The organism is Burkholderia sp. MSMB1459WGS (assembly GCF_001534535.1).
Lineage (GTDB): Bacteria > Pseudomonadota > Gammaproteobacteria > Burkholderiales > Burkholderiaceae > Burkholderia.
Window position 1 is genome coordinate 113816 of record NZ_LPMU01000080.1, and the last position, 16257, is coordinate 130072.

Here is a 16257-nt window from a genome sequence, read left to right on the forward strand (position 1 = left end):
GCGCCGCGGCGCGCGTGCGGACGGCAGGGAACGCCGGCCCCGATGCCGCGAAACGGTCTCGAAACGACCGCGAACGGCCGCGGGCCGGCCGCGGCGTCAGGGCGCGCGCAGCGCCGCGTCGAATTCGGCGCGCGTCACGTCGAGCGCGACGTTGCATTCGATCGCAGCATCCTCGATGCGCGGCTTGTGCTCGTCCACCGCGCGCCGCGCGCGGTCGCACAGCTGCGTGCGCACGCGCAGCCGGTCGGCCGTGTCGAGCGACGCGTAGCGCTCGACCACGTCCGCATCGAACCGCATGTCGACCGCGCAGCGCCATTCGCGCGCGTCCTCGTCGGACGGCACGCGCACCCACGACACGTGGATCGTCAGCCGTCCCGATGCGTCGTCCGCATGCACGACGACGGTCGACTGCGACGGAAAGCCGATCGCGAACGCGTGCTCGAGTTCCTGCACGCGCTGCGACCGGTCGGGCGTCACGCTCATCGTCGCACGACGCCCAGAAGCAGCGTGACCAGGAAGATCACGACGAAGATGTAGAACAGGATCTTCGCGATCTCGGCCGCGCCGGCGGCGATGCCGCCGAAGCCGAACACGGCCGCGATGATCGCGATGACGAAGAAAATGATGGCGTATCGAAGCATGGAACCCTCCTGGATGACAGCAGTCGTCACTAAACGTCGGCGGCGCTCACGCATCGTGCTTGTGTTTCGGTTTGCCGTGCGTGGACGTGGACGCCATTTTCTCGAGCTCTTTCTCGCTCATCGACCTGGCCATCGATTTCGCCGGCGGCTTGAGATCCTTCATTTTCGCGTCGCCGCGCTTGGCCGACAGCGCGGCTCCCGCGGCACGCTGCTGGGCCTGGGATTTGGCTGGCATGGTTGCGCTCCTCTCGTTGGCGCGCGAGCCGACGCAACGCGCGGCACGCGCGGGGTGGAACAATCGGGCCGTCACGCGGCGTCGCGACGCCGCAGGTCGGCCGGCGGAATCTTCATCGCCTGGCGATACTTCGTCACCGTGCGGCGCGCAAGAAGAATGCCGCGGCCCGCGAGGTTCTCGGCGAGCGCGACGTCGGACAGCGGATCGGTATCCCGCTCGGCCGCGATCATGTCGCGGATCAGCACCTTCGCGGCCGACGCCGAACACACGCCCTTGCCCGCGGCCTCGAGCTTGCGCGGGAAGAAGTGCTTGAACTCGAACGTACCGTGCGGCGTGGCCATGTACTTGTTGCCGGTGGCGCGCGATACGGTCGACTCGTGCAGGTCGAGTTCTTCGGCGATGTCGCGCAACACGAGCGGCTTCATCGCGATCTCGCCGTAGCGGAAGAAATCGCGCTGCCGCGCGACGATGCATTCGCCCACGCGCTGAATCGTGTCGAAGCGCTTCTGCACGTTGCGGATCAGCCAGCGCGCCTCCTGCAACTGCTGGCCAAGCGGCGAATCGCGCTCGCCGCTGGACTGCGCGAACAGCGTCGCGTAGCGCTCGTGCAGGCGCGCACGCGGCAGCACGGCCGGATTGATCGTGACGATCCATTCGTCGCGCACCTGGCGCACGATCACGTCGGGCACCACGTAATCGCCGCGCGTGCTGCCGTAGTGATTGCCGGGGCGCGGGTCGAGCCCGCGCACCAGCGCGCAGGCAGCATGCAGCGTCTGCGTGTTGCAGCCGAGGCGCCGCTGGATCTCGGCCGTCTCGCGGCGCGCGAGCCGCTCCAGATGCTCGCGCGCGATCGCTTTCGCTTCCGCGAGCGCCGGCGTGCCGGCCGGAATCGCGTCGAGCTGCAACACCAGGCATTCGGACAACGAACGGGCGGCGATCCCCGGCCGGTCGAGCATCTGCACGAGCCGCAGCGCGACCGCGAGATCCTGCTCCGATAGCAGCCACGCCGGATCGGCGGCGACCAGGAGCTCGGGAAGCGCCTGACGCAGGTAGCCGTCATCGTCCAGCGCATCGATCACGAGGCGCGCGGCTTCGCGATCGCGCTTGTTGAGCGGATAGAGCCGGAGCGCATCGTGCAGTTGCTGATGCAGCGACGGCTCGGCGGCCATCCATTCGCCGGGCGACAGGCCGTCGCCGTCCTCGCCCTGGCGGCTCGTGCCGCGCGGCGCGGGCGCGGCGGTAAACGGCACCTCGCCGTCCGGCGGGCGGATTTCGTCGTGCTCGGGCGCCGCTTCGGGCGCGGCCGCTTCGGTCGGCTGCTCGGGCGTTCCGGCAGCCGTTTCCTCGTCGCCCAGGCCGTCTTCGAGAAACGGGTTCATGTCGAGCGCCTGACGCAATTCCTGTTGAAATTCAAGCGAGGACAACTGCAGCAGCCGCAGCGACTGCTGAAGCCTCGGCGTAAGTGCCAGATGCTGTCGCATCTGCAGCGCAAGCGAGACGGGCATCGAAAGCCTCCTGACGGTTCGGTTCGCGGTATGTCTTCTACCGGACGTCATGCAGCTTCCGTGCCAATCGCGCAAAGCGCGATGCGTCGCGGCTCTCGCGGGTTCGAACCCCGTCTCGACACAAGCCGAGAAAGCTTTTTTACAAGCCGGGGGCAAGTTTGGGGCACGCATTTCGCTCGCGGGAAAACGCGTCTCTTCACCGCTTCGCATCGATGCGGTCGACCGCCGAACGATCGAGAAACGCGGTCGTCAACTCGGGCAGATGACGCAGCAACCATGCGGCCATGTCGCGCTCCTGCTGCAGGATTCGCTCGCAACACGCGCGGATCTCTTCTTCGCCGGCCGCGTGCGCCGCCGCGACGAGCGCCGTGTACGCGGCGATTTCGAGTTGCTCGAACGCATAGCCGGCCAACGCCGTCTTCACGACTTCGTCGTCCGCCAGCATGCCGCTCGCGATCTGCCCGTAGGCGGCGACGCGCGCGGACAGATCCTTGGTCGCCGACGGCGACGTACCGAGCCGCATCAGGCACGCTTCGACGAGCGCCTGCTGGCCGAGCGTCTCGTCAAGATGCAGCCGGAGCCGATCCTGCAATTGCGGATAGTGGCCGACCCGCTTCATCTGCGCGTCGATCATCGTCTCGGCCTGGCGCTCCATCGCGTATGCATCGCGCAGCCAGTCCTCCAGGTGCTCGTGCTGATTCGCCATCGCATTCCTCCGGCCGCATCGCGATGCGGCATGCCGTGACGCGGCGTCGCGACGCGTCGGGTCAGTACTGCATCGGCGGCGGCGTGCCCGGCAGCGGCGGGTCGCCCTGCGTGCCGTTCGGGCCGGGCGGCGGCACGTCGGCCGGTTCGCCGACGGTCGCGCCCTGCGGCATCGCGTTGCCCGGCGACGGACGCGTGTCGTAGCGCGTATTCGCATCCGGCATCGTCGTGGTCGACTGCGCGCCGCGGCCGTCGGGCGGCGCCGCATGCGCGCCGTAGGGGCCGTTGGTCGGTTGCGTGCATGCGCCCAGCGCGCACGCAGCGGCGAACGCACAGGCGCCCACCCGTATCGTCTGGATCGTGTTCATCGAATCCTCCCGCAAGTCGGCGGCTCGGAGCCACGCCGCGGCGGCACCGCTCAGAGCCGGTTGAAATGGAAATCGCCCGCGTACGCGGTCGGCCCGCGGCGCGCCATCATCGCGTCGAATTCGGCCGCGACGCGCATGAGCGCGCCGCGTTGCCGTTCGACGTCGGCCCGTTCGAGCGCGGCGAAGGCGTCGGGGTCGAACGTGACGGTCAGCGACGCCGGATGGTCGTCGACGTGAAAACCGACGTGCAATGCACCGGCCGGCTGCTCCTCGACGTGAAACGGCATCTCGCGCGCCTCGAAATGGCGGCCGAGCGTCTCCGCGATGTCGCGCAGCAGGCCGGGTTTCACGCGGATACTCATTGCAGGCCCTCCCTGCGCACGAGCGACATCGCGCGCACCGGCGGCTCCGGGGACGGTGGATCGCGTTCCGGCGGCGCATGCCCGGGCGGGTCGCCCTCCGGTTCCCGGTACGGTTCGGGCATGTCCGGCGGCACGTCGTCGGGATCGGGCGGCTCGGGGTCCGGCTCGATGTCGGGGATCGGTGGCTCGGGCCGTTGCAGCCACCGCTCGGGTTCGTGTGTCATCGGCATTCCCTATCGTTGCTGGATTCGGGTCGATATCGGCGCGACGGCCGCGTATCGACGATTGGCGAATCGAAGATCCGCAAACCGCGTGCCGTCCGCTCGCGTCGTCCCTGCACGGGCGTCGACGCGACGTCGCGCGGCCCAACGCGAAGCGCCATGCCTTCGCTACACCGTTCGCTGCAAAACTTGCAAGCACGCCGCTACGCGTCGTATGCGGCCATGACCAGCCACAGCTCGCGGCCGTCGTCCCGCACGCGCGCCGCGAGTGCGTAGGGATCCGACGGCTCGCACGCGCGCTGCAGCGCGAAGCGCGCCGGCTCGGTCGCCCCGAACGTCTCGTCGCCGAGCGGCCGCACGTCGGCCTTGCCCTCGAACATCCGGCGCTCGGGCCGGTAGATCAGCGGTTCATGCTTCCACGTATCGAAATGGCTCTTCACGGAATCGAATCCGCCGCCGCATACGTTGATCTCGTAGCGCACCCCTGGTCGTCGTTTCGGAATCATCGTCGTACCTCCCGCTCGATATGCGCGCAGCAGGCCTGCTGTTGCGCCGTGTCGTCATGGTCGTCGTCGTGGTCACCGTGGGAGCGGCAAATCACGTGCCGTGCGTGCGGATCGGGAACGCCGGTTGCGCCGAGGCGGCTCATCGTCCCCGATACGGAGCACCGCCATGAAGGATTCGACCCGGCACGGCCACGACGCACCGGCGCACGAGCGGCAGCCCGACCCGCACCCGCCGCTGAAAGACCAGGACCGCACGCACACACGCCACTCGGAGCGTCATATCGACAAGCAGCTCGAGGACACGTTTCCAGCGAGCGACCCGCCCGCGACCGGCGGCGTCACGCGCATCGAGCCCGACACGCCGCCCGGCACGCACGACGACGGGCCGTGGCAGGACAAGCGGGAACGCGACGACGAATGACGCGACGACCCGCGCGCACGGCATGCGGCTTGCTGGATCGCAGCAGCCGCATCGGCACATTGCTTCACCTACCGCCAAGGAGAATTTCATGCATCGCGTCAACGAAATCATGTCGCAGGACGTCGTGCGGATCGCACCGACCGACTCGATCCGTCATGCCGCCCAACTGATGGAGCGCTACGACATCGGCGCGCTGCCCGTGTGCGACAACAACCGGCTGGTCGGGATGGTGACGGACCGCGATCTCGCGGTGCGCGCGATCTCGGCCGGCAAGCCGCCGGAGACGCGAATCCACGAGGTCGCGTCCGGCCCGATCGAATGGTGCTTCGACGACGATTCGCTGGACGAGATCCAGCACTACATGGCCGATGCGCAACTGCGCCGGCTGCCCGTCGTCGATCACGACAAGCGCCTGGTCGGCATGCTGTCGCTTGCCGACATCGCGACGCGCACGGCCAGCCCGGAGCGCGACGACGTGGCGAACACGCTGGAAGGCGTGTCGCAACCGAAGCAGACGTGACGGAGCGATTTTCGCCCCGCCCCGACAACCCGCGCGACCCGCAGGGCCCGCCCCCCGGGCACGGTCGCGCCCCACGCAGCCTGGAGGAAACCATGCAGACTCCCGATCAAGGTCAGACCCGCATCATCGGCAAGGGCGCCGCGACGGCGGCCGGCCCCGGCCCCGACGTGATGGCGGCCGATACGCTGGAAGGCGACAAGGTCTATACGACCGACGGCGACGATGTCGGCAAGATCAAGGACATCATGCTCGACGTGCGCTCCGGCCGCATCGCGTATGCGGTGCTGTCGAGCGGCGGCATCCTCGGCATCGGCGACAAGCTCCATGCGATCCCGTGGAGCGCGCTGACGCTCGATACCGAGCGCAAGTGCTTCCTGCTGTCGGTATCGTCCGAGCGGATCCGCAACGCGCCGGGGTTCGACAAGGACCACTGGCCGGCAATGGCCGATCCGCAATGGGCCGAGCCGCTGCACGAGTTCTACGGCAGCACCCCGTACTGGAGTGCCGGCGACGAGCTCGGGCTGACCGACCCGACCGAAGACCTCGACGATCCGCGCACGCGCGGCCGCCACTGACCGCACCGCGACGCAGCGCCGGTTCGCCGGCGCATCCGTCCGACACGCCCCGCCCGCGCGGGGCGTTTTTTTGCCCGCGCCGCGCGCGCCGCCAGCCTTTTTACAAGGGTCGTGTAACGTCCCCGTCCGGCGCCACCGCACCGCCGCACGCCGATTCGAGGTAGCCCAGCAGCCGGTGCGGCGTCAGCGGCTTCGCGCAATGCGCATCGAAGCCGGCTTCCTTCGCCAGTTCGCGATCCCGCCGCGACGCCAGCCCGCTGCACGCGATCAGCAGCATGTCGGCCGTTTGCGGATCGCCGCGCAGCCGCGTCGCCAGTTCCAGTCCGTCGAGGCCCGGCATCGCGATATCGAGCACGACCGCGAACGGCTGCCAGTCGCGTGCGACGTCGCACACGGCGAACGGATCGTCGGCGACCCGGCACTCGAAGCCGCGCGCCTCGAGCAGCAGGCGCAGCGCATCCGCCGCATCGCGATAGTCGTCGACGACCAGCACGCGGCGCGGGCGGCGCGGCACGCTGTCGGGCGCGCGCCACAGCAGCACGTCGTCGGCGGCCGGGTCGTCGCCGGGGTCGGGTAGCATCTGCTTCTCCTGTCGTTGGACGGACTTGTCACGCAAGGCGCGCGCCCATAGCGACTGCATGCGGCATGCCGGTTGCTGCGTGGTTCGCATCGTCGATCCGGGAGTCCTTCATGCGTGCGATGCGGCATCAATCGTCCCGTTTGCGTCCCTCTGCGCGTGCGACCATGCGATTGCCGAAGTGTTCCGCCCGATCGCCGCGCGCCGCTGCGTCGGCCCGCACCGGAGGCCCCGCATGACCCGCAAGGCGCCCGATGCTCCGACACCGCCGCCCGACGACGAGGCCCCGCGCACGCTCGACGCGTGCCGCCGCTGCGCGCTGTGGGAACACGCGACGCAGCCGGTGCCGGGCGCCGGGCCCCTCGATGCGACGATCATGCTGGTCGGCGAGCAGCCGGGCGACCAGGAGGACCGCGCGGGCATGCCGTTCGTCGGTGCAGCCGGCCGCATGCTGGACCGCGCGCTCGACGAAGCCGGAATCGAACGCTCGCACGTCTATCTGACGAACGCGGTCAAGCACTTCAAATGGGAACCGCGCGGCAAGCGGCGGCTGCACAAGACGCCCGCGCAGCGCGAAGTGGCCGCGTGCCGCTACTGGCTCGAACGCGAGCTGGCAGCCGTACAGCCGCGCGTGGTGGTCGCGCTCGGCGCGACGGCGTTGCGCGCGGTCCTGCAGGACAACGACGCGACGCTCGAGCGCACGCGCGCGCCGGTGCGCACCGACGACGGCCGGCTCGTCGTCGCCACCTATCACCCGTCGTACGTGCTGCGCACGCGCGGCGCCGATTCCCGCGAACATGCGTACCGCACGCTGGTCGACGCGTTGCGCACCGCGTCGCGCCTCGCGCGCGAGCGACGCGGCGGCGGCGCTCGCCCGTCGCACGGGGACGCCGGATGAGCGGACTGGGCGATGGCGCGCGGGCGGCGGCCGAGACGCCGCCGCCCGCCGCGAAACCGTGGTATCGGCGGCTCGGCCCCGGCCTGCTCGCGGGCGCGTCGGACGCCGATCCGAGCAACGTCGCCGTCTACGCGCAGGCCGGCAGCCAGTTCGGTTTCAACATGCTGTGGATGATCGTCGTCACGCTGCCGATGATGGTCGCCGTGCAGCTGGCGGCGGCGTTCATCGGGCGACGCAATCGCGAAGGCCTCGTGGCCGGCATCCGCGAACGGTTTTCCGATCGCGTCGCGAAGACGCTGATCGTGATGGTCGTGATCGTCAACGTCGTGAACGTCGGCGCCGATCTGGCGGCGATGGGCGATGCGACGGCGCTCGTCGTCGGCGGCCGCAGCTACTGGTATGCACCGCTCTATGGAATCGCATCGCTGGCGTTGCAGGTGATGCTGTCGTACGAACGCTACGCGCGTTGGCTGAAATGGATGACGCTCGGCCTGATCGCGTACGTGCTCGAACTCGGCTTCGTGCACGTCGACTGGGGCAGCGTGCTGCATGCGATCGTGCTGCCGCAGATCGCGTTCACGCATGCGTATGCGACCACCGCGGTCGCCGTGCTCGGCACGACGCTGAGCCCGTATCTGTTCGTGTGGCAGGCCGCGCTCGAAGTCGAGCAAACCACGGCCGAGCAACGGGACGGCGAACGCGACACGCGCCGCGAGACCGAGCAGCGCGTCACGGTCGATACGTGGACCGGCATGATCGTCACCAACGCGGTGTCGTTCTGCATCATGGTGATCGGCGCGGCCGTCTTCTTCGCGCGCGGCCGGCACGACATCGGCAGCACCGCGCAGGCCGCCGAGGCGCTGCGGCCGATCGCCGGCGAAGCCGCGTTCCTGGTGTTCGCGTTCGGCATCGTCGGCTGCGGGCTGCTCGCGATTCCCGCGTTCGCGGGCAGCGCCGCCTACGGTTGCGCGGAAGCCTGGCGGTTCCACGAAGGGTTGAACGAGCCCGTGCGGCGCGCGCCCGCGTTCTACACGGTGCTGGCGCTGTGCGTGATCGTCGGCATCGCGATCTGCTTCAGCCCGATCGACCCGATCCGGGCGTTGTACTGGAGCGCCGTGCTCAACGGCGTCGCGGCGGTGCCGATGCTCGTGCTCGTGATGCTGCTGTCGGGCAAGCGCGATGCGGCCGGCCAGCCCGGAAGCGGCCCGGTATCGAAACTGTTCGGCTGGGTGGCGGTCGCGTTGATGGCGGCGTCGGTGGTGACGATGCTCGTCGACATGCTGACGTGAAGGATCGACACGATCCACCGATGTCGGTTGCGTACGCAACCTTCATGGCGGGCGGGCGCCGCGCCGAGCGCGACGCCGCCCGCCCGGTCGTTACATCATCTTGCCGCGCGAGCGCTCGGCACGTGCCGCATCGGCGGCGGATTCCACCTTCCTCACTTCCTCCGGCGGCGGCAGCACCGCCTTGAAGCCCATCGACTCGATCCACATCTCGCGCGCCCAGCCACGCGTGTGATACAGATGATGATCCTCGTCGGCCTCCACCTCGTCGTGCGCGGCCTTCAGCGCCTTCGCGGCGTCACTGTCGGGCAACTGGTCGGCCGCGTAGCCGATCAGCTCCCAGTTCAGGTGATCCTTGGTTTCGGCCAGCACCACGCACTCGGCTGCCACCACCTGCGCGACGGCCGGGTCGGCCTGCTTCTTCGCCTGCTGGATCACCTGCACCAGCGACTTGCCGGTGGCGGCCACCGCGGCGCGCCCCGGCGATTGCGCATCGGGATCGAGGCCGAGCGTTTCGAATACCTTGCGCAGCACCTCCTGGTGATGCAGCGTCTCGCGGTGGTACTTCTCCCATTCCTTGTGCAGATCCTCGTCGGTCGCGCACTGCAGCGCGGCCTCGTAGATCTGCGCACCGCCAAGCTCGGTCTCGTATGCCTGGCAGAGCAGTTCGAGGATGCCTTCGTGCTTCGATTGCCGTTGGGCCATGACTGCTTCTCCGAAAAAGCGGGCCGCACGTGCGGCCCGAGGGTGGAACCGGGCGCGCGTTATTGCGAGCCCACCTTGCGTGCAACCGTCTCTGCCATGCTCAGGTGATGCCTGAGCGTCGGCAGCGTGGACTTGGCGAACGCGCGCAGTTGCGCGTCCTTGCCGTCGCGAGCTTCGTCTTCGAACAACGCGACTGCCTTCTTGTGTGCATCGGGGCCGGCCGCCGCCAGATACGCGGTGTCGAAGTCGTGCCCGCTCTTGCCGCGCAGCGCCTCCACGTCGGGATCCGAGATCGGGTCGACCTGCGGCTTCATGCCCTTGCGCGAGGCGATTTCCTCGAGCTTCGCATTCGCCTTGCCGTGATCCGCGACCATCCGTTTCGCGAACGCGCGCACGTCCGCCGACTGCGCCTGCTTCAGCGCGAGCTGGCTTGCCTGCACTTCCGCCTTGCCGGCCATCGCGGCCTTGTCGACGAACTCCGCGTCGGTGCCCTTCGGCGCTTTCGCGATGCCGGGATCGCCCGCGGCGCCCGCGCCCGACGACGGATTGATCACGCCGCCCGGCACATGCGAATTCGACGCGGGCGGCTCGCTCGGCATCTGCGCGCGGGCAAGGCCCGACACGGCGAGCACGCCGGCGGCGAGCGCGGCGATCGTCCAGTTGGGTTGTCTCATCTGCTTTCTCCTTGTAGTTGCGTGAGGGCGGCCGTCAGCCGCCGACGATCGAGCCGCCATTCGGATGCAGCGTCTGCCCGGTCATGTAGCTCGCGCCGTCCGACGCGAGCAGCACGTAGCAGTCGATCAGTTCGTCCGGCTGCCCCGGTCGCTTGAGCGGCACGTTCGAGCCGAATTTCGCGACCTGTTCGGGCGTGAACGTCGACGGAATCAGCGGCGTCCAGATCGGCCCCGGCGCGACCGCGTTCACGCGGATGTCGCGTTCGGCCAGCTCGATCGACAACGACCGCGTGAACGCGACGATCGCGCCCTTGGTCGCCGAGTAGTCGGGGAGTTTCGGGCTGCCGTGATAGGCGGTGACCGACGCCGTGTTGACGATGCGTCCGCCCGGCTTCAAGTGCGGCAGCGCGGCCTGCGTGCAGAAGAACATCCCGTACACGTTCGTGCGGAACGTGCGTTCGAGCTGCTCCTCGGACACGTCCTCGATGCCCGGCTGCGGATGCTGCTCGCCCGCGTTGTTCACGAGCACGTCGAGACGGCCGAGCCGTTCGACCGTGCGCGCCACCGCGTCGCGCGCCTGCCGGCGATCGCCGACGTCGCATGCGATCGCCTCGCAGCGCCGGCCGGCCTGCTCGATCAGCTGCTTCGTATGGGCGGCGTCGTCGGATTCCTTCAGGTAGACGATCGCGACGTCCGCGCCTTCCTTCGCGAAGCCGATCGCCACCGCGCGGCCGATCCCGCTGTCGCCGCCCGTCACCAGCGCGACCTTGCCGGCGAGCTTGCCGCTGCCGACGTAGTCGGCCGCTTCGTCGCGCGGCTTCGGATGCATCTCGCGCTCGGTGCCCGGCCGATGCGCCTGTTTCTGCGGCGGCGGGGTCTGTGCGTGGGTCATGGGTTCCTCCTTGAACGAATGCCGACGATGCCGCGCAAGCGGCGTGCCGCGCGCGCCGCACGCCGGCCTGCACGCGTCGACCGTGTTTCGACGGTGGGCGTTGCAAGCGTCTGGAAAAAGGGCATCTTCAGCGCGGGCCGCCGGACGCGGCTTCATCGGGCCGGCGCACCGGATCGAAATCGCGCCATTCGCCGTCCTGCCAGTCGCCTTCGACACGCTCGATCGACTTCGCGCCGGTCGCGCGCAGCACGTCTTCCGCAGCCGTCGCGGTATCGGGCGTCACGCGCGCGGCGAGGATCACGCCGGTCTGGCTCTGCGCGAGCGTGCCCTTGCCTTCGGCCTGCTCGCCGCGCATCCGCCCGAGCGCGCCGCCGAATGCGCCGAGATACGCGCCGGCCAGCGCGCCCGCAGCCGGCACGAACCAGTAGCGCAAGCCGAGCGCATACACGATCAATCCGACGACGACGCCGATCAGCAAGCCGCGAATCGCACCGACCATCGCGCCGCGGCCTCCCGGTTTCGCCGCCGTATCGGCATACACGTCGCCGCCGATCGGGAAGCGCGCGTGCTGGCCGCCGGGGTTCAGGAAGAAGATCGACACGTCGTCGGGCCCGAACGCGCGCTCGTAAAGGTGACGCGCCCCACCTTCCGCTTCATCGAACGTCGTGAAACGGCCTGCGACGATCATCGCCATGGTCGTGCTCCTCGTGATAGGTGCGCCGCGCGCTCGCGCACGCGCACGCGGCGCGACGGGGCGACGCCTACATCAGCCGCCCGAGTTCCTTCGATACCGACGCCGGCGTGTCGTACTCGCGCTCGGGAATCTTGCGCAGCATGTCGAGCACCTCGCGGTCGGCATGCGAGCGCTCCGCGCACTGCACGACGTCCGACTTGCTGGCCGGGTAGTCCATCCCCTTCAGCGCCTTCTGCACGTCGACCGGGCTCGGCGGTTTGCCGTGCCCCGTCTGGTGCCCGCCCTTGTCGTGGTCCTGCTGCGTGCGCTCGCCTTCGTGCGCACGCGAGTGGCTGTATTCGTGGCCCGTATGTTGTCGGGATGTCATGAAAGCCTCCTTGGAAAATCTCAACGAAATCACGCGGACGACCGGCGTGCCCGCGCGAACGCGGCAAACGCCAGCGCCGCCGCGCCCAGCGCGACCGCGCCGGCAACCTTCGGCCGCTGCACCACCGTGTTGTACGCACAGCTGCGCAGCACCGGCCCTTCCATGCCCTCGCGCTCGTGCAGCGCGTGGCGCGAGTCGTACAGCGCGTTGTCGTCGCGCGGCCGCGCGGGGCGCACCGTGCGCTGGCCGCGCGAGAACAGCGTGGTCGCGACGCGATCGAACAGGCGCGGCGCGTGGTAGGCGCTCGCCGACGTGAACTTCGCGGCGCCGCCGACGAACAGCGTGCGGCGCGGGTGCGCGGCCGCGAACAGGATCGCGTTGGCCACCAGGTCGGGGTCGTAGATCGGCGGCGGCAGCTTCGCCTCGACGTTCATGTAGTTCTTCGCGTGCATCACGAACATCGTGTCGATCGCGGCCGGCTTGATCAGCGTGACGGACACCGGCAGGTGATCCGCTTCCATCTCGAGCCGCAGCGAATCGGTGAAGCCTTTCACCGCGTGCTTCGACGCGACGTATGCGCTTTGCAGCGGCACGGGCGCGTCGGACGCCTCGCTGCCCATGTTGATGATCGCGCCGCCGTGGAAATCGCTCTTGCGCCGGAAATGGTCGGCCGCGACGAGCGAGCCGTGTACGACACCCCAGTAGTTGGTGTCGAACAGCCGGCGCTGATCCTCGAGCGGCACCGCAGCCGCCGTGCCGAAGATCGACACGCCCGCATTGTTGACCCAGGTGTCGAAGCCGCCGTACGTGTCGGCCGCCGCCGCGGCCGCGCGCTGCAGATCCTCGATATTGCCGACGTCGCCGGCCACCGGCACCGCAAGGCCGCCGTGCTGGCGGATTTCCTCGCACAGCGTGTTCAGCGCTTCCTCGTTGCGCGCGAACAGCACGAGCTTCGCGCCGCGCCGTGCCGCCTTGCGCGCGGTGACGAGACCGATGCCGCTGGTCGCGCCGGTGATCACGATCGTCTGTTCGCCGACCGGTTTGAGCATGCAGTTCATCGCTGGACTCCTGTGACGGCCGCGCGGTTATTTGGGCCGGATGGTCAACTGGTCGCGCACGGTCTGCACGCCGTCCACCTGCTTCACGACGCTGACGGCCTGCGTGCGCTGCTGCTCGTCGGGCACGCTGCCGGTGAGCGTCACGGTGCCGTGCCGCGTCTTCACGTGGATGTCGCCGGCCGACAGGCCGTTCGTGCCGACGAGCTCGGCCTTCGCCTTGGTCGTGATCGTCGCGTCGCGGATCTTCGTGCCGGTGCTCGAATGCGACGACGACGTCGACGACGATGCGGCGCCGTCGTCGCCGGCGGCAACCGCGTTCGGCGCGACGACCATGCACGCGGTGGCCGCGGCGATCGCGACCGCCATGCCGGTGCGCACCGCACGCTGGCGGCGGATGTGCGGGGAGCGGGCTTGCAGCTGGAATACCTTCATCGTGACCTCCTTTTCATCGGGCCGGGCGGGCCGGCGGGTGAGCAGAGGTCGCGCAAATCGCGTGCCGCGACGCGTGCGCCGCATGCCCGCGGGAAACCGCGATCAGACGCCCTTTCATCCAACGCGTTGTAATTTTTTCGGCACACCGGGAAGCGGTTTTCCCCGCAATCCGGCGGGCATGCCGATTGCCGAGCGACCGATGACGGCGGCCCATGAGCGCGGCCCCGATATCGGGAGCAATACCATGCAAAGAATCGCGTTGATCAGTGAACATGCATCGCCGCTGGGCGTGATCGGCGGCGTCGATGCCGGCGGTCAGAACATCTATGTCGCGAACGTCGCGAAGCAGCTCGCGGAGCGCGGCCTCGACGTCGACGTCTACACGCGCTGCGACAACCCGCATTTGCCGGAAGTCGTGCCGATCGGCCCGCACATGCGCGTGATTCACGTGCCGGCCGGGCCGCCGGCCGACGTGCCCAAGGAGCGGCTGTTGCCGTACATGGGCGCATTCGCGAAATACATGATCGCGCGCATGCGGCGCGAGCCCGACCCGGTCGACGTGATGCACGCGAACTTCTTCATGTCGGGCGACGCGGCGCTGCGCGTGAAAAAAGCGCTCGGCATCCCGCTCGTCACGACGTTCCATGCGCTCGGCCGCGTGCGGCGGCTGCACCAGGGCACGGCCGACGGCTTCCCCGATGCGCGCTTCGCGATCGAGGACACGCTCGCCCGCCGCTCGGACCGCCTGATCGCCGAATGTCCTCAGGATGCGCTCGATCTGACGACGCACTATCGCGCCGACACCGCGCGCATCGAGATCGTGCCGTGCGGCTTCGACGAGCGCGAATTCCAGCCGGTGCCGCGCGTCGATGCGCGCGCGCGGCTGGGCTGGCCGCAGGACGCGTTCGTCGTGCTGCAACTGGGCCGTCTGGTGCCGCGCAAGGGCATCGATACCGTGATCGACGCGCTCGCGCGCATGCCGCGCGATCCGCAGCGGCCGACGCACCTGTACGTGGTCGGCGGCAGCCAGGCGACGCCCGACCCCGCACGCGACCCGGAACTCGCGCGGCTCGCCGCGTTCGCGCACGAACTCGGGATCGCGAACCGCGTGACCTTCGTCGGCCGGCGCGATCGCGACGCGCTGCACCTGTACTACAGCGCGGCCGACGTGTTCGTGACGACGCCGTGGTACGAGCCGTTCGGCATCACGCCGGTCGAGGCGATGGCGTGCGCGGCGGCGGTGATCGGCAGCGACGTCGGCGGCATCCGCACGACGGTCGACGACGGCACCACCGGCTATCTCGTGCCGCCGCGCGACCCGGCCGCGCTGGCCGCGCGCCTCGTGCAACTGCGCGCGAAGCCCGAGCTGTGCGCGGCGCTCGGCCGCGCCGGCTACCTGCGCGCGCATCGCTTCTACACCTGGCAAGGCGTAGCCGACCGGCTCGTCGACATCTATCGCGACGTCGCCCACGCGCAGCGCGCCGGCACGTCGGCCGGCACCGGCCGGCGCACGCCCGTCGGCACCACGACGGCCATGCTCGCACACCGCAAGGAGAATACGTAATGAAGGGCTACGATCGAAAACGCGTCCTCGTCACCGGCGGCGCCGGCTTCCTGGGTTCGCATCTGTGCGAGCGGCTCGTGACGGCCGGCCACGACGTGCTGTGCGTCGACAATTTCTACACGGGCACGAAGGACAACATCGCGCACCTGCTCGATGCGCCGAACTTCGAGCTGATGCGCCACGACGTGACGTTTCCGCTCTACGTCGAAGTCGACGAGATCTACAACCTCGCGTGCCCGGCGTCGCCCGTTCACTACCAGCGCGACCCCGTGCAGACGACGAAGACCAGCGTGCACGGCGCGATCAACCTCCTCGGCCTCGCGAAACGCGTGAAGGCGCGCATCCTGCAGGCATCGACGAGCGAGGTGTACGGCGACCCCGACGTCCATCCGCAGGACGAGCACTATTGCGGCCGCGTCAATCCGACCGGCATCCGCGCGTGCTACGACGAAGGCAAGCGCTGCGCGGAAACGCTGTTCGCGGACTATCACCGCCAGTACGGCGTCGACGTGCGCATCGCGCGGATCTTCAATACGTACGGCCCGCGCATGCACCCGGCCGACGGGCGCGTGGTGTCGAACTTCGTCACGCAGGCGCTCGCGGAACAGCCGCTGACCGTCTACGGCGACGGCAAGCAGACGCGCTCGTTCTGCTACGTGGACGACATGGTCGATGCGTTGATCCGGCTGATGGACGAACCGGGCGATGCGAGCGAGCCGGTCAATCTCGGCAGCGACGTCGAGATCGCGATGATCGACGTCGCGCGGGAAGTCGTGCGGATCGTCGGCGCGACGGTGCCGATCGAATTCCGGCCGCTGCCGTCCGACGATCCGCGCCAGCGGCGGCCGAATCTGGCCGCCGCGCAGAAGCGGCTCGGCTGGCGCGCGACGACGACGCTCGCGAACGGGCTCGCGCACACCGCGCGATACTTCATTCAACGCCAGGTCACGCACCACACGCCCGGCGACCTCGTGCGCAGCACGCGCATCGCGTCGCATCTGCTCGCCCAGGTCCACACGCAGAACCGGCCGGCGCCGACCACCTGACGCGG

At 69.3% G+C, this 16257-nt stretch carries 24 protein-coding genes; 7 read left to right on the plus strand and 17 right to left on the minus strand.

What is annotated here, in order from left to right:
- Positions 1 to 96: 96 nt before the first annotated feature.
- The 9 genes from WT97_RS30910 to WT97_RS30945 form a co-directional block, all read right to left on the minus strand.
- Positions 97 to 483, minus strand: coding sequence for a DUF3022 domain-containing protein (locus tag WT97_RS30910; protein ID WP_059502843.1), 387 nt, complete (start codon positions 481 to 483; stop codon positions 97 to 99).
- Complete coding sequence (locus WT97_RS33845) at positions 480 to 641, minus strand: DUF1328 family protein (protein ID WP_006498332.1); 162 nt, start codon at positions 639 to 641, stop codon at positions 480 to 482. Before WT97_RS33845 ends, WT97_RS30910 begins: the two co-directional genes overlap by 4 nt.
- A gap of 46 nt (positions 642 to 687) precedes the next feature.
- Positions 688 to 876, minus strand: a complete 189-nt coding sequence (locus tag WT97_RS30915; RefSeq protein WP_059503021.1) for a DUF3008 family protein — start codon at positions 874 to 876, stop codon at positions 688 to 690.
- A gap of 71 nt (positions 877 to 947) precedes the next feature.
- Entirely contained in the window at positions 948 to 2381 is a 1434-nt protein-coding gene (gene rpoN, locus WT97_RS30920) for an RNA polymerase factor sigma-54 (protein ID WP_060355027.1), read from the minus strand.
- Between the two features lie 196 nt (positions 2382 to 2577).
- The gene (locus WT97_RS30925; RefSeq protein ID WP_059502847.1) at positions 2578 to 3087 is read right to left on the minus strand and encodes a DUF892 family protein; all 510 of its coding nucleotides are present in this window, start codon (positions 3085 to 3087) and stop codon (positions 2578 to 2580) included.
- Positions 3088 to 3148: 61 nt separating this feature from the next.
- Positions 3149 to 3454, minus strand: coding sequence for a hypothetical protein (locus WT97_RS30930; protein WP_060355028.1), 306 nt, complete (start codon positions 3452 to 3454; stop codon positions 3149 to 3151).
- 50 nt (positions 3455 to 3504) lie between these two features.
- Positions 3505 to 3816 carry a hypothetical protein gene (locus WT97_RS30935; RefSeq protein ID WP_060355029.1) on the minus strand — a complete coding sequence of 104 codons (312 nt, stop codon included), beginning with the start codon at positions 3814 to 3816 and terminating at the stop codon, positions 3505 to 3507.
- Positions 3813 to 4046, minus strand: a complete 234-nt coding sequence (locus WT97_RS30940) for a hypothetical protein (RefSeq protein ID WP_082742079.1) — start codon at positions 4044 to 4046, stop codon at positions 3813 to 3815. The genes WT97_RS30935 and WT97_RS30940 overlap by 4 nt, the downstream gene beginning before the upstream one ends.
- A 194-nt stretch (positions 4047 to 4240) precedes the next feature.
- Positions 4241 to 4543 (minus strand): hypothetical protein, encoded by a 303-nt coding sequence (locus tag WT97_RS30945; protein WP_012336612.1) that lies wholly within the window; start codon positions 4541 to 4543, stop codon positions 4241 to 4243.
- Positions 4544 to 4709: 166 nt separating this feature from the next.
- Here WT97_RS30945 and WT97_RS30950 point away from each other — a divergent pair, with 166 nt between their 5' ends.
- The 3 genes from WT97_RS30950 to WT97_RS30960 all read left to right on the plus strand — a co-directional run bounded on the left by WT97_RS30950 (position 4710) and on the right by WT97_RS30960 (position 6059).
- Entirely contained in the window at positions 4710 to 4964 is a 255-nt protein-coding gene (locus tag WT97_RS30950; RefSeq protein WP_059502854.1) for a hypothetical protein, read from the plus strand.
- 88 nt (positions 4965 to 5052) lie between these two features.
- Entirely contained in the window at positions 5053 to 5484 is a 432-nt protein-coding gene (locus WT97_RS30955) for a CBS domain-containing protein (RefSeq protein WP_006498341.1), read from the plus strand.
- 92 nt (positions 5485 to 5576) lie between these two features.
- The gene (locus tag WT97_RS30960) at positions 5577 to 6059 is read left to right on the plus strand and encodes a PRC-barrel domain-containing protein (protein WP_006498342.1); all 483 of its coding nucleotides are present in this window, start codon (positions 5577 to 5579) and stop codon (positions 6057 to 6059) included.
- 100 nt (positions 6060 to 6159) lie between these two features.
- On the opposite strand, the gene WT97_RS30965 is transcribed toward WT97_RS30960, so the two are convergent.
- Positions 6160 to 6639: a response regulator gene (locus tag WT97_RS30965; protein ID WP_059503025.1), complete on the minus strand. Its 480-nt coding sequence runs from the start codon at positions 6637 to 6639 to the stop codon at positions 6160 to 6162.
- 232 nt (positions 6640 to 6871) lie between these two features.
- Here WT97_RS30965 and WT97_RS30970 point away from each other — a divergent pair, with 232 nt between their 5' ends.
- A complete protein-coding gene (locus tag WT97_RS30970; RefSeq protein ID WP_059794583.1) occupies positions 6872 to 7534 on the plus strand; it encodes a UdgX family uracil-DNA binding protein in 663 nt (220 codons plus the stop codon).
- Positions 7531 to 8823, plus strand: coding sequence for an Nramp family divalent metal transporter (locus tag WT97_RS30975; RefSeq protein ID WP_060355030.1), 1293 nt, complete (start codon positions 7531 to 7533; stop codon positions 8821 to 8823). The genes WT97_RS30970 and WT97_RS30975 overlap by 4 nt, the downstream gene beginning before the upstream one ends.
- 90 nt (positions 8824 to 8913) lie before the next feature.
- Here WT97_RS30975 and WT97_RS30980 read toward each other — a convergent pair whose 3' ends face one another.
- From WT97_RS30980 to WT97_RS31010, 7 genes are all read right to left on the minus strand, one after another.
- The gene (locus WT97_RS30980) at positions 8914 to 9525 is read right to left on the minus strand and encodes a hypothetical protein (RefSeq protein WP_059794153.1); all 612 of its coding nucleotides are present in this window, start codon (positions 9523 to 9525) and stop codon (positions 8914 to 8916) included.
- A 59-nt stretch (positions 9526 to 9584) separates the two neighbouring features.
- Positions 9585 to 10199 carry a DUF4142 domain-containing protein gene (locus WT97_RS30985; RefSeq protein ID WP_059794151.1) on the minus strand — a complete coding sequence of 205 codons (615 nt, stop codon included), beginning with the start codon at positions 10197 to 10199 and terminating at the stop codon, positions 9585 to 9587.
- A 34-nt stretch (positions 10200 to 10233) separates the two neighbouring features.
- Entirely contained in the window at positions 10234 to 11091 is an 858-nt protein-coding gene (locus tag WT97_RS30990; protein WP_060355031.1) for an SDR family oxidoreductase, read from the minus strand.
- Between the two features lie 127 nt (positions 11092 to 11218).
- Positions 11219 to 11785 carry a hypothetical protein gene (locus tag WT97_RS30995; protein ID WP_059502864.1) on the minus strand — a complete coding sequence of 189 codons (567 nt, stop codon included), beginning with the start codon at positions 11783 to 11785 and terminating at the stop codon, positions 11219 to 11221.
- Positions 11786 to 11852: 67 nt separating this feature from the next.
- Complete coding sequence (locus tag WT97_RS31000) at positions 11853 to 12152, minus strand: DUF2795 domain-containing protein (RefSeq protein WP_059502866.1); 300 nt, start codon at positions 12150 to 12152, stop codon at positions 11853 to 11855.
- A gap of 29 nt (positions 12153 to 12181) precedes the next feature.
- Entirely contained in the window at positions 12182 to 13210 is a 1029-nt protein-coding gene (locus WT97_RS31005) for an SDR family oxidoreductase (RefSeq protein ID WP_060355032.1), read from the minus strand.
- 27 nt (positions 13211 to 13237) lie between these two features.
- Positions 13238 to 13642 (minus strand): BON domain-containing protein, encoded by a 405-nt coding sequence (locus WT97_RS31010; RefSeq protein ID WP_060031215.1) that lies wholly within the window; start codon positions 13640 to 13642, stop codon positions 13238 to 13240.
- A 244-nt stretch (positions 13643 to 13886) separates the two neighbouring features.
- On the opposite strand from WT97_RS31010, the gene WT97_RS31015 reads away from it, so the two are divergent.
- Both WT97_RS31015 and WT97_RS31020 read left to right on the plus strand, forming a co-directional pair.
- Complete coding sequence (locus WT97_RS31015; protein WP_060355054.1) at positions 13887 to 15206, plus strand: glycosyltransferase family 1 protein; 1320 nt, start codon at positions 13887 to 13889, stop codon at positions 15204 to 15206.
- On the plus strand, positions 15206 to 16252 hold the full coding sequence (locus WT97_RS31020; protein ID WP_059502871.1) for a UDP-glucuronic acid decarboxylase family protein: 1047 nt from the start codon (positions 15206 to 15208) through the stop codon (positions 16250 to 16252). The genes WT97_RS31015 and WT97_RS31020 overlap by 1 nt, the downstream gene beginning before the upstream one ends.
- Positions 16253 to 16257 lie beyond the last annotated feature (5 nt).

Coding starts and splice junctions, on each gene's coding strand:
- WT97_RS31005 (WP_060355032.1), bottom strand. CDS start 13,210: ATGAACTGCATGCTCAAACCGGTCGGCGAACAGACGATCGTGATCACC.
- WT97_RS30955 (WP_006498341.1), top strand. CDS start 5,053: ATGCATCGCGTCAACGAAATCATGTCGCAGGACGTCGTGCGGATCGCA.
- WT97_RS30915 (WP_059503021.1), bottom strand. CDS start 876: ATGCCAGCCAAATCCCAGGCCCAGCAGCGTGCCGCGGGAGCCGCGCTG.
- rpoN (WP_060355027.1), bottom strand. CDS start 2,381: ATGCCCGTCTCGCTTGCGCTGCAGATGCGACAGCATCTGGCACTTACG.
- WT97_RS31000 (WP_059502866.1), bottom strand. CDS start 12,152: ATGACATCCCGACAACATACGGGCCACGAATACAGCCACTCGCGTGCG.
- WT97_RS30985 (WP_059794151.1), bottom strand. CDS start 10,199: ATGAGACAACCCAACTGGACGATCGCCGCGCTCGCCGCCGGCGTGCTC.
- WT97_RS30930 (WP_060355028.1), bottom strand. CDS start 3,454: ATGAACACGATCCAGACGATACGGGTGGGCGCCTGTGCGTTCGCCGCT.
- WT97_RS31020 (WP_059502871.1), top strand. CDS start 15,206: ATGAAGGGCTACGATCGAAAACGCGTCCTCGTCACCGGCGGCGCCGGC.
- WT97_RS30925 (WP_059502847.1), bottom strand. CDS start 3,087: ATGGCGAATCAGCACGAGCACCTGGAGGACTGGCTGCGCGATGCATAC.
- WT97_RS30970 (WP_059794583.1), top strand. CDS start 6,872: ATGACCCGCAAGGCGCCCGATGCTCCGACACCGCCGCCCGACGACGAG.
- WT97_RS30990 (WP_060355031.1), bottom strand. CDS start 11,091: ATGACCCACGCACAGACCCCGCCGCCGCAGAAACAGGCGCATCGGCCG.
- WT97_RS31015 (WP_060355054.1), top strand. CDS start 13,887: ATGCAAAGAATCGCGTTGATCAGTGAACATGCATCGCCGCTGGGCGTG.
- WT97_RS33845 (WP_006498332.1), bottom strand. CDS start 641: ATGCTTCGATACGCCATCATTTTCTTCGTCATCGCGATCATCGCGGCC.
- WT97_RS30975 (WP_060355030.1), top strand. CDS start 7,531: ATGAGCGGACTGGGCGATGGCGCGCGGGCGGCGGCCGAGACGCCGCCG.
- WT97_RS30995 (WP_059502864.1), bottom strand. CDS start 11,785: ATGGCGATGATCGTCGCAGGCCGTTTCACGACGTTCGATGAAGCGGAA.
- WT97_RS30945 (WP_012336612.1), bottom strand. CDS start 4,543: ATGATTCCGAAACGACGACCAGGGGTGCGCTACGAGATCAACGTATGC.
- WT97_RS31010 (WP_060031215.1), bottom strand. CDS start 13,642: ATGAAGGTATTCCAGCTGCAAGCCCGCTCCCCGCACATCCGCCGCCAG.
- WT97_RS30965 (WP_059503025.1), bottom strand. CDS start 6,639: ATGCTACCCGACCCCGGCGACGACCCGGCCGCCGACGACGTGCTGCTG.
- WT97_RS30940 (WP_082742079.1), bottom strand. CDS start 4,046: ATGCCGATGACACACGAACCCGAGCGGTGGCTGCAACGGCCCGAGCCA.
- WT97_RS30950 (WP_059502854.1), top strand. CDS start 4,710: ATGAAGGATTCGACCCGGCACGGCCACGACGCACCGGCGCACGAGCGG.
- WT97_RS30910 (WP_059502843.1), bottom strand. CDS start 483: ATGAGCGTGACGCCCGACCGGTCGCAGCGCGTGCAGGAACTCGAGCAC.
- WT97_RS30980 (WP_059794153.1), bottom strand. CDS start 9,525: ATGGCCCAACGGCAATCGAAGCACGAAGGCATCCTCGAACTGCTCTGC.
- WT97_RS30960 (WP_006498342.1), top strand. CDS start 5,577: ATGCAGACTCCCGATCAAGGTCAGACCCGCATCATCGGCAAGGGCGCC.
- WT97_RS30935 (WP_060355029.1), bottom strand. CDS start 3,816: ATGAGTATCCGCGTGAAACCCGGCCTGCTGCGCGACATCGCGGAGACG.